Origin of the sequence: Paenibacillus sp. BJ-4, assembly GCF_020404765.1 — a bacterium.
Taxonomy (GTDB): domain Bacteria; phylum Bacillota; class Bacilli; order Paenibacillales; family Paenibacillaceae; genus Paenibacillus.
In genome coordinates this window covers 95,810-109,224 of sequence record NZ_JAIVEM010000088.1, presented here as the reverse complement: position 1 = coordinate 109,224, position 13,415 = coordinate 95,810, and the positions used below count along the sequence as shown (strand labels likewise).

The 13,415-nt window shown below is 50.0% G+C and carries 14 protein-coding genes and 1 riboswitch; of the genes, 11 read left to right on the top strand and 3 right to left on the bottom strand.

The features are described from left to right. Positions 1–126: 126 nt before the first annotated feature. The gene (locus tag LCF57_RS15260; protein WP_226001459.1) at positions 127–1,335 is read right to left on the bottom strand and encodes an MFS transporter; all 1,209 of its coding nucleotides are present in this window, start codon (positions 1,333–1,335) and stop codon (positions 127–129) included. 187 nt (positions 1,336–1,522) lie between these two features. On the opposite strand from LCF57_RS15260, the gene cysK reads away from it, so the two are divergent. Both cysK and LCF57_RS15250 read left to right on the top strand, forming a co-directional pair. Next, complete coding sequence (gene cysK / locus LCF57_RS15255) at positions 1,523–2,446, top strand: cysteine synthase A (RefSeq protein ID WP_226001458.1); 924 nt, start codon at positions 1,523–1,525, stop codon at positions 2,444–2,446. Between the two features lie 49 nt (positions 2,447–2,495). Then, on the top strand, positions 2,496–3,473 hold the full coding sequence (locus LCF57_RS15250) for an aldo/keto reductase (RefSeq protein ID WP_226001457.1): 978 nt from the start codon (positions 2,496–2,498) through the stop codon (positions 3,471–3,473). 127 nt (positions 3,474–3,600) lie between these two features. Here LCF57_RS15250 and LCF57_RS15245 read toward each other — a convergent pair whose 3' ends face one another. Both LCF57_RS15245 and LCF57_RS15240 read right to left on the bottom strand, forming a co-directional pair. Then, positions 3,601–4,401: a WYL domain-containing protein gene (locus LCF57_RS15245; RefSeq protein ID WP_226001456.1), complete on the bottom strand. Its 801-nt coding sequence runs from the start codon at positions 4,399–4,401 to the stop codon at positions 3,601–3,603. Then, entirely contained in the window at positions 4,388–5,701 is a 1,314-nt protein-coding gene (locus tag LCF57_RS15240) for a helix-turn-helix transcriptional regulator (RefSeq protein ID WP_226001455.1), read from the bottom strand. The genes LCF57_RS15245 and LCF57_RS15240 overlap by 14 nt, the downstream gene beginning before the upstream one ends. Before the next feature lie 199 nt (positions 5,702–5,900). Between LCF57_RS15240 and LCF57_RS15235 the strand changes: the two genes are divergently transcribed. From LCF57_RS15235 to LCF57_RS15200, 9 genes are all read left to right on the top strand, one after another. Further along, a complete protein-coding gene (locus LCF57_RS15235; RefSeq protein ID WP_226001454.1) occupies positions 5,901–6,599 on the top strand; it encodes a hypothetical protein in 699 nt (232 codons plus the stop codon). A 20-nt stretch (positions 6,600–6,619) separates the two neighbouring features. Then, positions 6,620–7,438: a nucleotidyltransferase domain-containing protein gene (locus LCF57_RS15230; protein ID WP_226001453.1), complete on the top strand. Its 819-nt coding sequence runs from the start codon at positions 6,620–6,622 to the stop codon at positions 7,436–7,438. Between the two features lie 22 nt (positions 7,439–7,460). After that, positions 7,461–7,589, top strand: coding sequence for a hypothetical protein (locus LCF57_RS27600; RefSeq protein WP_264083637.1), 129 nt, complete (start codon positions 7,461–7,463; stop codon positions 7,587–7,589). 53 nt (positions 7,590–7,642) lie between these two features. Continuing rightward, positions 7,643–8,440: a TatD family hydrolase gene (locus LCF57_RS15225; RefSeq protein ID WP_226001452.1), complete on the top strand. Its 798-nt coding sequence runs from the start codon at positions 7,643–7,645 to the stop codon at positions 8,438–8,440. 42 nt (positions 8,441–8,482) lie between these two features. After that, positions 8,483–8,592: riboswitch (TPP riboswitch) on the top strand. Positions 8,593–8,900: 308 nt separating this feature from the next. Beyond that, entirely contained in the window at positions 8,901–9,497 is a 597-nt protein-coding gene (locus LCF57_RS15220) for an ECF transporter S component (protein WP_226001451.1), read from the top strand. Continuing rightward, positions 9,497–10,981 (top strand): ABC transporter ATP-binding protein, encoded by a 1,485-nt coding sequence (locus LCF57_RS15215; RefSeq protein WP_226001450.1) that lies wholly within the window; start codon positions 9,497–9,499, stop codon positions 10,979–10,981. The genes LCF57_RS15220 and LCF57_RS15215 overlap by 1 nt, the downstream gene beginning before the upstream one ends. After that, a complete protein-coding gene (locus LCF57_RS15210) occupies positions 10,956–11,747 on the top strand; it encodes an energy-coupling factor transporter transmembrane component T family protein (RefSeq protein ID WP_226001449.1) in 792 nt (263 codons plus the stop codon). The genes LCF57_RS15215 and LCF57_RS15210 overlap by 26 nt, the downstream gene beginning before the upstream one ends. A 139-nt stretch (positions 11,748–11,886) precedes the next feature. Then, entirely contained in the window at positions 11,887–12,612 is a 726-nt protein-coding gene (locus LCF57_RS15205) for a methionine ABC transporter ATP-binding protein (RefSeq protein ID WP_226001448.1), read from the top strand. Next, complete coding sequence (locus LCF57_RS15200; RefSeq protein ID WP_226001447.1) at positions 12,605–13,276, top strand: methionine ABC transporter permease; 672 nt, start codon at positions 12,605–12,607, stop codon at positions 13,274–13,276. Before LCF57_RS15205 ends, LCF57_RS15200 begins: the two co-directional genes overlap by 8 nt. Positions 13,277–13,415 lie beyond the last annotated feature (139 nt).

The following is a 13,415-nucleotide window of genomic DNA, read 5'->3' as shown; positions in this document are numbered from 1 at the left end:
ATATCATCTCAATCTGTGAAAAATAAACCATTCGTTTACGTCCAACTTGCTATTTTTAGAGATACGCCGCCATTTATTGCTGCGGTCCGATTGGTAGCTGTACACTGTCCAACAAACTGAACGATTCTATGATTGTGTCTCTGTTGCTGCTTTAGTATGAGCCGTCTTGCGATCCATCATGTAGCTGACCAGCATCAGTAGCAGACCGCCGACAGTAATTAGCGATGCAACCCATGGGATGGCAGCCAGCCCCATTTGATTAATAACGACTCCACCGATAAAAGCACCACCTGCGTTACCCAGATTCAATGCGGAATGGCTGGAGGTGGAGGAGAGCAAAGGAGCTTCATAGGCAAGGTTCATGATGCGAACCTGAATCCCCGGCATGATGCCGAACGCGGCAATCCCCCATATAAAGACAGTGATGACCGCCAGTACCTTGCTTTGAAGCGTAAACGTCAGAATAGCCAGAATAATGGCCAGTACAGCATAGTTTGCAATCAAGGACGGCAGCAACTTCCAATCTGCGAGCTTGCCGCCAACGATGTTGCCGATGGTTACACCGAGTCCGAACAGGACGAGAATCCACGTAATGTTATGCTCGGCAAAGCCGCTAATGTCCGTAAGTAAAGGAGTAATGTATGTAAAGACAGAGAACAGGCTGCCACAGCCGACTGCCCCTGTGAGCAGCATTAGTAGTACCTTTGGATTAAACAGGCTTCGGACTTCCTGTTTGAGACTGGAAGGCTTGTCCTGCTGAATGACCGGGATATAACGAATGATGCCCAAAAGAGAAATGAGGCCGATCACGACAATGGCTCCGAACGAAGCTCGCCAGCCGAGCTGCTGCCCAATAAAGGTACCAAAGGGCACGCCGATAATGTTCGCTACGGTCAATCCGGTCAGTACCATAGAAATGGCACCAGCCCGCTTGTCAGCACGAACCAGTCGGGCGGCGATCAGGGAACCGGCGCCCAAAAAAGTTCCGTGTGATAACGCGGTAGCCATACGGGCCGCAATAAGAAGCTCATAGTTGGGGGCAACGACGGAGAACAGATTGCCTAAAATAAATATGGTCATTAGCAGACATAGCAGCTTTTTTTGCGGCACCTTGTGGGTTAATACGGTAAGCACAGGTGCGCCAATGGCTACACCCAGCGCGTAACTGGTAATAAGCTGCCCGGCTTGTGGAATGGTAACATGAAGATCATGCGCTACATTGGGCAGAAGTCCCATAATGACGAATTCGGTCATCCCGATGGCGAAGGCGCCAAGTGTCAGCCATAGCAAGGAAGGGGGAAAGCGATTAGCTGTCATATGTTCTTGAGAACTCATAAGTTTCTTGTATCCTCCTGAAAAAATAGTAATGCGAGTATATCATTACAGTTGATATCTGGCGACCCATTTTGCAAGAATTTTACATACTAAATAGATAAGATTTATATAGTTTATAAAGGGGCGGGTAGGGAGCAGCTAATTATGTTATTTTGTTAGTAGGGAACATCCAAGGAGGGGACAAAAGATGACACTTAAAGTGGTACATCATATTACGGATTTAATTGGAGATACACCTTGTGTAAGGTTGCAACGGCTCACAGGGCCGCAGGATGCAGAGGTGTATGTAAAGCTGGAATATTTTAATCCAAGTGGCAGTGTCAAGGATCGGGCGGCAGGCAATCTGATTGACGAGGCCGAAAAGGCGGGGCATCTACAGCCGGGAGGCACCATTATTGAGCCAACCAGCGGCAATACGGGTATCGGACTTGCGATGAATGCGGCTGCGCGAGGCTACCGTGCGATTCTGGTGATGCCGTCGAATATGACGAAGGAACGGATCAATATTTTAAAAGCATACGGAGCTGAGGTCGTGCTGACCCCGGCAGAGGAACGAATGCCGGGTGCGATCCGCAAGGCGCTCGAATTAGGGGCTGAGATTGAAGGGAGCTTTATCCCGCATCAATTTGAAAATGAGGCTAACCCGGACATCCACCGTACTACGACGGCACTTGAAATTTTGGAGCAGACGGAAGGAAGGCTGGATGTGTTCGTCGCTTCTTCGGGAACAGGCGGTACCATTACAGGAACGGGTGAAGTGCTGCGCCAGCATTTGCCGGATCTACGTGTGGTAGTGGTCGAACCCATGGGTTCGCCAGTGCTGTCCGGGGGGAAACCTGGTCCGCATAAGCTGGTTGGCACCAGTCCGGGATTTATTCCTGACGTACTGAATACGAAGGTTTATGATGAAATCGTACAGGTTTCCGATGAGGATGCGATTGCAATGACCCGGGCGATTGCTGCCGAGGAAGGGATTCTCGTGGGGCCCTCCAGTGGAGCTACGATTTGGGCGGCTATTCAGGAAGCCCGGCGTTTGGGAGCGGGTAAACGGGTGCTATGTATTGCTCCAGATACCGGAGAACGTTATTTGAGTATGGGTATATTCGGATAAAAAGGTTTAATAATGCAAATATTTCTTTGGGGGATGAAGGAGGAGCAGAATGAAGATACTGCCTTTACAGAAACGTGGAATCTCCGATAGTCGTCTGGCGCTTGGTTGTATGCCTTTTGGTGGAGAATGGAGTCATGCCCCGTATACGCAGGAGCATATCATTGAAGCTGAAAGAGCCGTAGAAGCGGCACGTTCCATCGGAATTACGATGTTCGATCATGCGGACATTTACCGTATGGGGAAAGCGGAAGAAATTTTCGGCCGAATTTTAGAGGGACAACCCGCTTTGCGTGAACAAATCGTAATTCAGTCCAAATGCGGGATTTTCCTGCCGGATGGTATACTCCCAGGCCGCTTTGACTTCTCATATGCTCATATTATGGAGTCCGTGGACGGTATCTTGAAGCGTCTGGGAACCGAATATTTGGACATTCTGCTGCTGCATCGCCCCGATCCGCTGGTAGAACCGGAGGAAGTAGCAGAGGCGTTCGGCAAGCTCAAGGCGTCCGGCAAAGTCCGGCATTTTGGCGTTTCCAATATGAATGTAAGCCAGATTCGTTTTTTGGAGCGCAGCCTGACGGAGCCATTGGTCGTTAATCAGCTGGAGATGAGCCTGGCACATCTGCATTTTGTAGATCAGACCGTGCATGTAAATCAGCAGGCGGGAACGAATGTGCATTTCGGCGAAGGCTTGCTGGAATACTGCCAAACGGAGGATATTCAGCTTCAAGCGTGGGGACCGCTGGCACAGGGACGTTTTAGCGGAGGTTCTTTGGACGGAGAGCCGGAGCATGTTCGCAAGACGGCTGAGCTGGTGCAAAAGCTGGCTACTGAAAAAGAAACGACACGTGAAGCTATCGTTCTGGGCTGGCTTATGAAGCATCCGGCACGGATTCAGCCCGTCATTGGCAGCGCCAATCCTGAACGAATCAAGGCCTGTCAGGATGCGGAACGTCAGAGCAAGCTAATGACCCGTGAGGAATGGTATGAATTGTACGTCAGCGCGCGCGGACAAGCCTTGCCTTAACTCAGGCTGTGAATCAGATGTTACAGCATTGTGTATGCATTTGAGGAAAAGGCCCTTTCTTTGTCTAATACACGGACGAGGAAGGGCCTTTTTACGTGTGGATACATCCTATATTTTCTCAATAGAGCTATTCCTCTTCGTATCGTGCGAGGGCCTTGGTGATTGTTTCTTTCATACGGGAAATCAGTCGGTCGCCTTGAACGACCTTGACACGTTTACCGAGGAAACGGATTTTGGATAGCACGTATTCACATTCATCAGCCTGAAAAGTGAGCGTAATACGATAGGTATCTATTTTCTGAACATATTCAACCTCTTTTTCAAAACAGGAAAAAGCATATAAAATACGGGACATTTCCGCGTTGTATATAGGAATAATCTCAATGATGCCCTGTTCCTTGCGTGACTCCAGAATACCAAGTATACGCTGGATGAATTTCTCCGCTTCTTGAGGGGAAAGCTCCTCTGTGGTGACGGTTATGATGTTGGACAGCTTGGTGGACATCAGCGCCCGGTGTCGGCGATTATACCATAGCAGGCTCCATTCCTTCTTGACCATGGAAAACTCCAGCTTATATGGGAAACCGGGCATTCGCTCATGCATACGCCCGTTATGCAGTCGGTAGCTCATACTGATGCCTGAACGGGACCGCAGGAGGGGACGCAATACGCGCAGGAGCGGATGGTAGACGGAGGAAGCCGAGCTGCCTGCCTTTTCCTTCAAGCTCCCATCGACCTCCAGCAGCTCATCGTCTGCCAGCATCAGCCGAAGCTTATCCAGCGATGAAGGGGTAAAAGCCTCTGCCGCCGCCGCGTCTGCCAGCATGGATTGGAGCCAGGCCCTTTCCTGTGAAGTGGTGGCAAAAGCGCCCGATTCATCCAGTCGTGAGACGATCTGATAGTTAAATATTTTCTCAAACAGGCTCATAATAGGCTTGCAGCTCCTTCCATTCCTGCCTGAATTCCTTACGAAGCCGCTCTGGCTCCAATACCTCACAGCTTGACCCGAAGCTGCGAATCCACGGTTTAATCTCGGTAATACCATTTACTGTAATTTCATAGATGAAGGATTCGCTTTCTTCCTCCGTAATAGTGCCCCATTGTCCCTGTAACAGCACACGTTCCCGAATAAAGTTACGCTTTGCGCCCTCAGGATTAAAAAAACGCACCCGAACCTTCACAGCGCGTCCAGTATCCACAAGCCAGCTATACCGCATTTTTTCTTCCAACACCGCCAGCAGGTCGGCAAAATGCTGCTCTGGCACAGGCTTTCCCTCCACCAATTGAGTCATGCCCTCCAAGCGGAACTTCATGATTCCTTTGCCGCCCACGTGCCCCAGCACATACCAGCGTCCGTATTGATGATCATAGATGACCTGCAAGGGCAGAATGTTATGCTCACGTCCCTCCGTCTCTTTTTCAAACAGCGGATTGGTATTCTGTGACCCGTACATACTTCGTTTGGACGTCGAAAAATATAAAAAAGTCACACAGCGGTGTTGCCGAATGGCATGTAAAAGTGGATGGATATGGGCCTCGTCCAGAATGCGTGAGTAATAGTGGTACTTGTATAAAAAAGGTTCCGCCATATCTCGATCTCCGCTTTGACGGCGCATCGCTTTTTTCAATTGATCGCGCAACAGGTATCCCTGCACAGAGGGAAGCTGAGTGTTGGCCATAATGTCTACAAAATCATATAAGTCGAGTAATTCCTCATCCGTCAGCCCTGTGAGCAGATCATTGCGGACAGCATAGCGGTAAGGTCTGCCACCGGGTTCCTTGCGAACTACGCCGACTTCGACCAGATATTTCAGGTCCGAACGGATTGTTTTCTCATCCGGCAGCGTACTGTCTGGAGGTAGTCCGTCACAGCAGGCATCCAGTAGCTCCATGGTAGTCAGGGGCTGTGACTGCAGCGCTGTCAGCAGTAAAGCCAAACGGACGCTTTCCGATTCCTTGAGCGATTTGGCTCGAAACAGGAATAACAGTAATGGATCAGCGGATTCATAATAAGTAAAGCGAAGCATCTCATTAAAATCATGTCCCTGCTCTGCCGGCAGCTGCTGCTGGACGGATTGGACAATTTCCTTGAGCCGCCGGATCGTCTTATCGAAGGTATGTACCGAAATGCCTAGTCTGTCTGCAAATTGCTGCCGATTGTAAGCACCGCTTGTCAATGTCAACATGCGCAGAAATTGAATTTCTTTATCAAAGCTCTCTTTCGCCATGGTGAATTCTCCATTTCTGTTGCCGTTCTGCGAAAACAAGTATCCCTTTATTTTAACAGGGATGAGATGCAGGAAAAAGGAAATTTATTCATCCTTGTAATACTTTCACCATGTTCACGACTTCCAAAATCAAGGATCATAGGGGTATAAGGTCGTCACGATGAGCAAGAAGCAATACATAACAGAAAGGTGATGTAACATGTTTGGACGAATCAAAAACAAGGTGTTACATCCATGGATAGGCAAGCTTTCGATCTATGAAACGATTATACAGGGACTGGACGTTCAGGGCAGACTGATCGATGATCGTTTAATACTTCGGAACAAGCCAATGAACAGCTGTATACGTTGGCTCGGTAGGTACAGGGCTGGGGACGTATTCACGTGGTGGAACGGCTGGAGCCGACGCGTCCGGAAATACGTGATTGGCTATTACGGGAAGGATTCCGCAACGATGCTATGTATGAGTATCTTGCTTATGAATGCGCTCATAAAGGCGAACTGCACACAGCCATGGCAGACCTTCGTGTACTTTGAACTCATGAAGACGGAGGACGAGCAGCGGATTCGTAAGCTGGTGGCTTTTGCAGAAAAACACTTGCCTTTGGGAGAGATTGCTTCCGGCCCTGCTGACTTGCCGGGCTTTGGATCAGAGTATGAAGCGCATCAATGTCTGGGTATGCTGTTGCCAATATTGTCTTCTTACGAAGAGGTAGGCCAACAGCTAGTTGCTACCGGACTTTGGAGTCCAGTGATCTCCAATCGGCATGCAGCGCTTCATGTACTCAAGGGGTGGCCTTCTGAAATGTGGGGAAAGGAAACGACAGATCGCCTTCGTCGCTTGTCGGCAGAGGAAACGCAAGAATCCATCCGGGAACAGCTGCAAGAAATACTGTAAATGATTGGGGAGGGAATAGCATGACTGATATGAAGCAGGAGCATGATTTAATCAAGCCGGACATGCGCGAAGCGGTTTTGCGTGAGCTGCGTACCTTGGAACAGGAGGAGCAGGTGCGTATTATATATGCCTGTGAGTCAGGCAGCCGGGCATGGGGATTTCCTTCACAGGACAGTGACTATGATGTGCGTTTTATCTATGTAAGGCCGATGGAGTGGTATTTGTCTATTTTTGACAAGCGCGATGTGATTGAGCGGCCGCTCAGTGATATGCTGGATATTAACGGCTGGGATTTGAAAAAGGCGCTTAATTTGTTTCGCAAGTCCAATCCGCCCTTGCTGGAATGGCTGCAATCCCCGATTCCCTATCTGGAGCAATATTCAGTGGCCGATCAGATTCGCGCTATATCGCCGCTAACCTTCTCTTCCAAGTCCTGCATGTATCACTATCTGAATATGGCGCGGGGGAACTACCGGGATTATTTGCAGGGAGAACAGGTGAAGATCAAAAAGTACTTTTATGTACTGCGCCCGCTGCTGGCCTGCGGCTGGATTGAACGGTATAGCAGCATGCCTCCAATGGAATTCGAAATGCTGCTGGAGGAATTAGTTCCGTCAGATACAGAGCTTTATCAGGTCATTGAACATTTGCTGGTGCGTAAAAAAGCAGGCGAGGAGCTCGATATTGAGCCACAGCTTTCGATGGTAAACGATTTTATACAGCAGCAAATTGCTTATTTTGAACAGACGGCACCTTTGCTCCAGTATATGGAGGGTGGACGTGATCAGCAGCTAGATGATTTGTTCCGCGCTGCGGTGAAGGAAGTATGGGAAGCATAAAGCCGGGGAGGAGAAGAAGTGTATGCATATCACGTTAAAGGCAACAGGAACAGATGCAGGGGTGATTTCTCATCTGCTCGCCAAGAATCCTTATAATCTATATGATCGCACGGAAAAAGGGACACAGAGTATCTTGTACCTGAGAATGTAAAGCGTCTGAAGCAGCGGCGAACCAAGATTGTAGTTTATAAAGGAGGGCTTGAGATGGGTATAGGTACACCATTGATTGATATTGGTGTGAATCTGATGCATCGTTCATTTCATACGGATCGGGAACAGGTGGTAGAGAGGGCGGCAGCCGAAGGGATTACGCCGCTGATTATTACCGGGACAAGTGTCCGCAGCAGCCGAGATGCTGCTCAGTATGCGGCGCGTTACCCGGGCAAGCTGTACGCCACGGCTGGTGTGCATCCCCATGACGCCAAAAACTGCAACGCAGATACGATTCAGCAGCTCCGCCAGCTGGCAGATCAGCCACAGGTCGTATCCATAGGTGAATGTGGATTGGACTATAACCGTGATTTTTCACCGCGTGATGTGCAGCGCCGATGGTTTGGGGAGCAAATCCAACTGGCGGGCGAGCTGAATTTGCCGTTATTTCTGCACGAACGGGATGCGCATGAGGACTTTGTCGCCATGCTGCGGGAGCATCAAGGGCTTGTGGATCAGGCAGTGGTGCATTGCTTTACCGGAACTGCACAGGAATTGCATACGTATGTAGAAATGGATCTGTATATCGGTATTACAGGCTGGATCTGTGACGAACGGCGTGGCAAGCATCTGCGTGAGCTGGTCAGGGATATTCCACTGGACCGTTTGATGATTGAAACGGATGCTCCATTTCTGACCCCGCGTAATCTGCCTGTGAAGCCGAAAGAAGGGCGTAATGAGCCGATGTATCTTGCTCACATTGCCGCTACAATAGCTGAATGCACAGGCCGGAGCATGATGGAGATCGAAATTGCGACGACGGAAACGGCCAAACGCTTTTTCGGATTATAGGATTGTCAAAGCGATAGATGTGGTGTACATTATAGTGAATTAAAAAGCATTGTCGGGAGCTTGAGAAAGTCAGGCTGAGAGGGTGGCCCCTGCCACCGACCGTGAAATCTGATCTGGGTAATGCCAGCGTAGAGAAACTTAGAGCACTATACAAATAACAAGAATAACCGCGTGTATTGCGGTTTGTCGTTGGATTCGATTCATATCATATAACAACTAAGTAGCTGCGGATCTGTAAAATGCTGCAGACGAGCAAGGAGCATTTTGTTCTGCCCCTGACTTAGACTTGGTTGCAGTGCAGTAGCTCAGGCTACAGTTATATGAGACATATCGACAAGAGATGTTGTGTATGGTGATCACCTTATGACTGCGCATAAAGCTTGCCTGGAGATTCAGCTCCGGACAGGCTTTTTTTATGGCCAAGAGACCTATTTTAAGGGAAAAGGGGAGTATATCATCCATGAATACTAATGTAAGAGCGTCCAAAGGGTTAAAGCTGACAGATATTTTGGTCACGATTGTGATATCTGTTGTGTTCGGGCTGGTCTATAAAATATGGGGGCCTGCCTATGATTTGATGAAGCCATTCGGTCTGCACGCCGAGCAGCTGATGTATGGCATGTGGTTTATGGCAGGCACGTTCGCTTATCTCATCATTCGCAAGCCGGGGGTTGCGATTTTGGCAGAGGTAGCCGCGGCCACGGTCAGTGCTTTTCTGGGAAGCGAATGGGGAATGTCCACCTTGTACTATGGTCTGCTGCAAGGCTTGGGAGCGGAGCTGATCTTCGCGATTTTTCTATACAGGAACGCCAACCTGTGGGTCACATCATTGGCTGCTGTTGGAGCGGCTGTTGTCTCTCTGATTTTGGACTTCAGCTACGGGTATATTGATCAGCTTTCGACCTGGAATTACATTTTGTATATTGGATTCCGCATGATAGGAAGCATTGTGATTGCCGGGGTATTCGCATTTTATCTGGCCAAGGCGCTGGAAGTAACCGGGGTCACACGAACCTTGAGACCTGCAACGCAGCAGGATTACAAGGGGCTGGATTAATGTGTCGGGCAGCCGAGGATGTGGTGGCGTCGGTCACCCGTCTTCGATTGAAATTTCCCGGTGAACAGGAACTGCTTTTTCATAATATGTCTTTATCCGTTCGTAAAGGGGAAAAGCTGTTGCTGCTTGGACCAAGCGGATGCGGCAAATCAACGCTGCTCCAGGTGCTGAGCGGCCTGATTCCGCGTACGATTGAAGTACCTATGAAATGCGATGCTACCGTAATCCCGGCTCGTTCCGGTATCGTATTTCAAGATCCAGATACGCAGTTTTGCATGTCATATGCAGACGAGGAACTGGCTTTTGTGCTGGAAAATAATCAGGTTCCGCGGGAGCAAATGCCGTCCCGTATTCGCAGACTGCTGATGCAGGTCGGACTTTCGATGGATGATGTACACATGCCCATTGGCAGTATGTCACAGGGGATGAAGCAGCGTCTGGCCATTGCGTCTGTGCTGGCGATGGAGCCGGAGGTGCTTTTTCTGGATGAACCTACGGCCTTGCTGGACGAAGAAGGCACCGCACAGGTGTGGGAAACGATTCGCCACATTTCGGAAAACCAGACGCTGGTGATCGTAGAGCATAAAATGAATGAAATCATCCACGCTGTGGATCGGATTGTAGTGCTTTCCGCTGAAGGGGAGATCATTGCGGACGGGGACGCGGAAGAAGTATTTCATGTACATCGGCAGGCATTGTCTGAGTACGGCGTATGGCATCCGGGGGTATGGGATGAAGCGTCCTCGCCACGTTGGAGAGAGCAAGTAACACAGCAGAAGGAGGCGGGAAGTGTCGACAGACCGTCCATCTCGGCGGCTGAATCTGCTCTACTGGAGCTGGAAGATTTCTGTGGCCTGCGCGGATCAAGTCCAGTCATTGATGTAGAGCAGGCACAGGTGAATCCGGGCGACTGGATTGGCGTGGTCGGTGAAAACGGAGCGGGTAAAAGCTCGCTGCTGCTTTCCATGATGCGCTTGCTTCACACCCGGGGACGTTATCGTGTGGACGGCGTAGAGGCTGGCGGTACGGAGGAGCTGGCAGAGCGTATAGCGTTCGTGTTTCAAAATCCCGAGCTGCAATTCGTAGCGCACACTGTACGGAAGGAGCTGGAGTATTCGTTACCCCAAAGCTTGTTTACAGCCGAACAGCGCAGTGAGCGAGTGGATCGAATGCTCGTACAGTTCGGACTGGAACGGCTGGACGAACGCCATCCGTATCAGCTTTCGCTTGGACAAAAGAGGCGTCTGAGCATTGCCACGGCTATGATCCGTGAGCCAGCCGTGCTGTTGCTGGATGAACCGACCTTTGGGCAGGATGCGCGTAATACCTTTGTTATCCTGGACATGCTGGAGGAACTTAGAGTGGCAGGTACAGCCATAGTGATGGTCACTCATGACCCGGAAATCGTTCGACGGTACTGCACAGGTACATGGCGGGTGCAGAAGGGAGAGCTGCGACATGAACCTGTCTTTTCCCCATCATGAAACCTGGCTGCATCGTGTTAATCCGGGGCTAAAGCTCGTGATGTTTTTCTTGTTATTCGTAGTCGTTATTGTCATTCATAATCCAAATGTCATGGTTAATGTAGCGTGTGCTATGTTGCTGTTGCTCGTCTGGTCGGGTCACCCGTGGAAGCGACTGCTGCTGTATGGCTCTCCTTTTATATTGGTGTTTATTTCGACCTCTACAGGTATGATGCTGTTCGGTAAAGGGGTGACGACCTGGTGGACATGGGGCCTGATCCATATTACGCAGGAAAGCTTTTATCGGGGCGTGCATCTGGGCTTTCGTGCACTGAGTATGGCAGCAGCAGGGCTGTTATTTGGTATGACAACTCGCCCGGTGAACCTTTTTTACTCGCTGATGCAGCAATGGAGGCTTCCTCCGAAGTATGCGTACAGCTTTTTGGCGGCCATGCGAATGATGCCGATTATGCTGGAAGAATTCCAGACATTGAGACATGCCCATCGCATTCGAGGCTCGCAGCAGCATGTGTCCAAATGGAATATGTATGCCACGCTTCGCAGATATGCGATTCCGCTGCTCGCTCAGAGCATCCGGCGAGCACAGCGAATCGCTGTTGCCATGGAGGCCAAGGGCTTTGTTAATGAAACCAGGCGCACGTATTATTATGTGATCCGCTATTCGGCTGTAGATATTGTGTTTATCTGTTATTTTGTGGTGATGCTTGCGCTGGCTTGGGAGCTTGGTATCCGCTTTCCTTACGTAGAAGTGTGGGATGTGCGCTAATTTGCTGCCAAAAGGCTATGCCCGCTTTCTGCTCTGTGTTATATTAATGCAATGGGAATTGACGGCTCGTACAGACCTGAACTGGCTGGCGGGCTTATTACATTTTCCCTGAGAAAAGGAACATCAGGAGGCCGGTTTCATGATTACGCTGCATCAGGTAAGCAAGCATTATACCACCTCAAGCGGCCAATTTGATGCGGTTCAATCCGTGTCCCTTCAAGTGAAGGAAGGGGAAATTCACGGTATTATAGGTGCCAGCGGTGCCGGTAAGTCAACGTTGCTCCGGCTCATGAATGTATTGGAACGGCCGGATGAGGGAACCGTGGTTGTGAATGGGGCAGAGCTGACTCGCATGCCGGAAAAACGTCTCCGTGAAGCGCGGCGATCTATCGGAATGATTTTTCAGCATTATCATCTCGTTCACAATCGCACGGTTAGTGGAAATGTGGCCATGCCGCTGGAGCTGGCGGGCATCCAGAAAAAAGAGAGAGCGGAACGAGTGCGTGAATGCCTGCAATTCGTAGGTCTAGCTGACAAGGCAGAGCAGTATCCAGCACAACTGAGCGGAGGCCAAAAGCAACGTGTGGCGATTGCCAGAGCACTGGCGAATCGACCTGCGGTGCTGCTTTGTGATGAGCCGACCTCGGCCCTTGATCCGCAGACGACTGCGGATATCCTTGGCGTGCTGCGGGAGATCAACCGTGAGCTGGGGGTTACCATTGTGATCGTAACGCACGATATGGACGTGGTACATAGCATTTGTACCCGTGTATCAGAGATGCGGGACGGACATTTGCTTTCAACGCAGCTGGTGGCTGATTCTGCGGTCGATTCAACAGTGAAAGCAGGTGAGGCTGTTGAATGACATGTTGAGCATTATTGCACAGTATCAGTCTGAGATATGGAAGGCCATCGGAGAGACGTTTATCATGGTGGGGATTTCCATCGCAGCTGCTGTACTATTGGGCCTTCCGGCAGGAACGATTTTATATTTGTGCGGCAAAGGGCAAAAATACGAAAATCGACTGCTGTTCACCATACTGAACAGTCTGGTCAATATCATCCGCTCGTTTCCCTTTTTACTGCTTGTCGTATTTATGATTCCATTTACACGTCTGGTCGTAGGGACGGCGCTGGGTACGATGGCTGCTACGGTTCCCTTGTCAGTGGTAGCCATCGCCTATTATTCAAGGCTGGTGGAGCAATCATTGCTGGATGTACCCAAGGGCGTGATTGAAGCCGCTACTTCTATGGGAGCGTCTACTCTCCAGCTAATTTTCAAATTTCTGTACGTGGAAGCCCGTTCCGGGCTTGTACTGGGTTTGACCACGTCGACCATCAGCTTCATCTCCTACTCCACAGTGATGGGCATTGTGGGCGGCGGCGGGGTAGGCGATTTTGCCATCCGCTACGGCTACCAGCGGTTCGAAACAGGCTTGATGGCGTTCACCATCGTTGTCATGATCATTTTCGTACAAACGATCCAGTTCACCGGAAGCACAATATCCCGCCGAATCGATAAACGATAGTGCGGAAATGTAACTTTTCACTACACTTGCACCACCCACTATGGGAAGTAAAAATGACTTTACAGTACCTCAAAAGCGGAGCGGGCAGAATTGTTCTGGAGAAGCGGTAGCGTTCGCCTTTACCCCCGGATTTTTACCT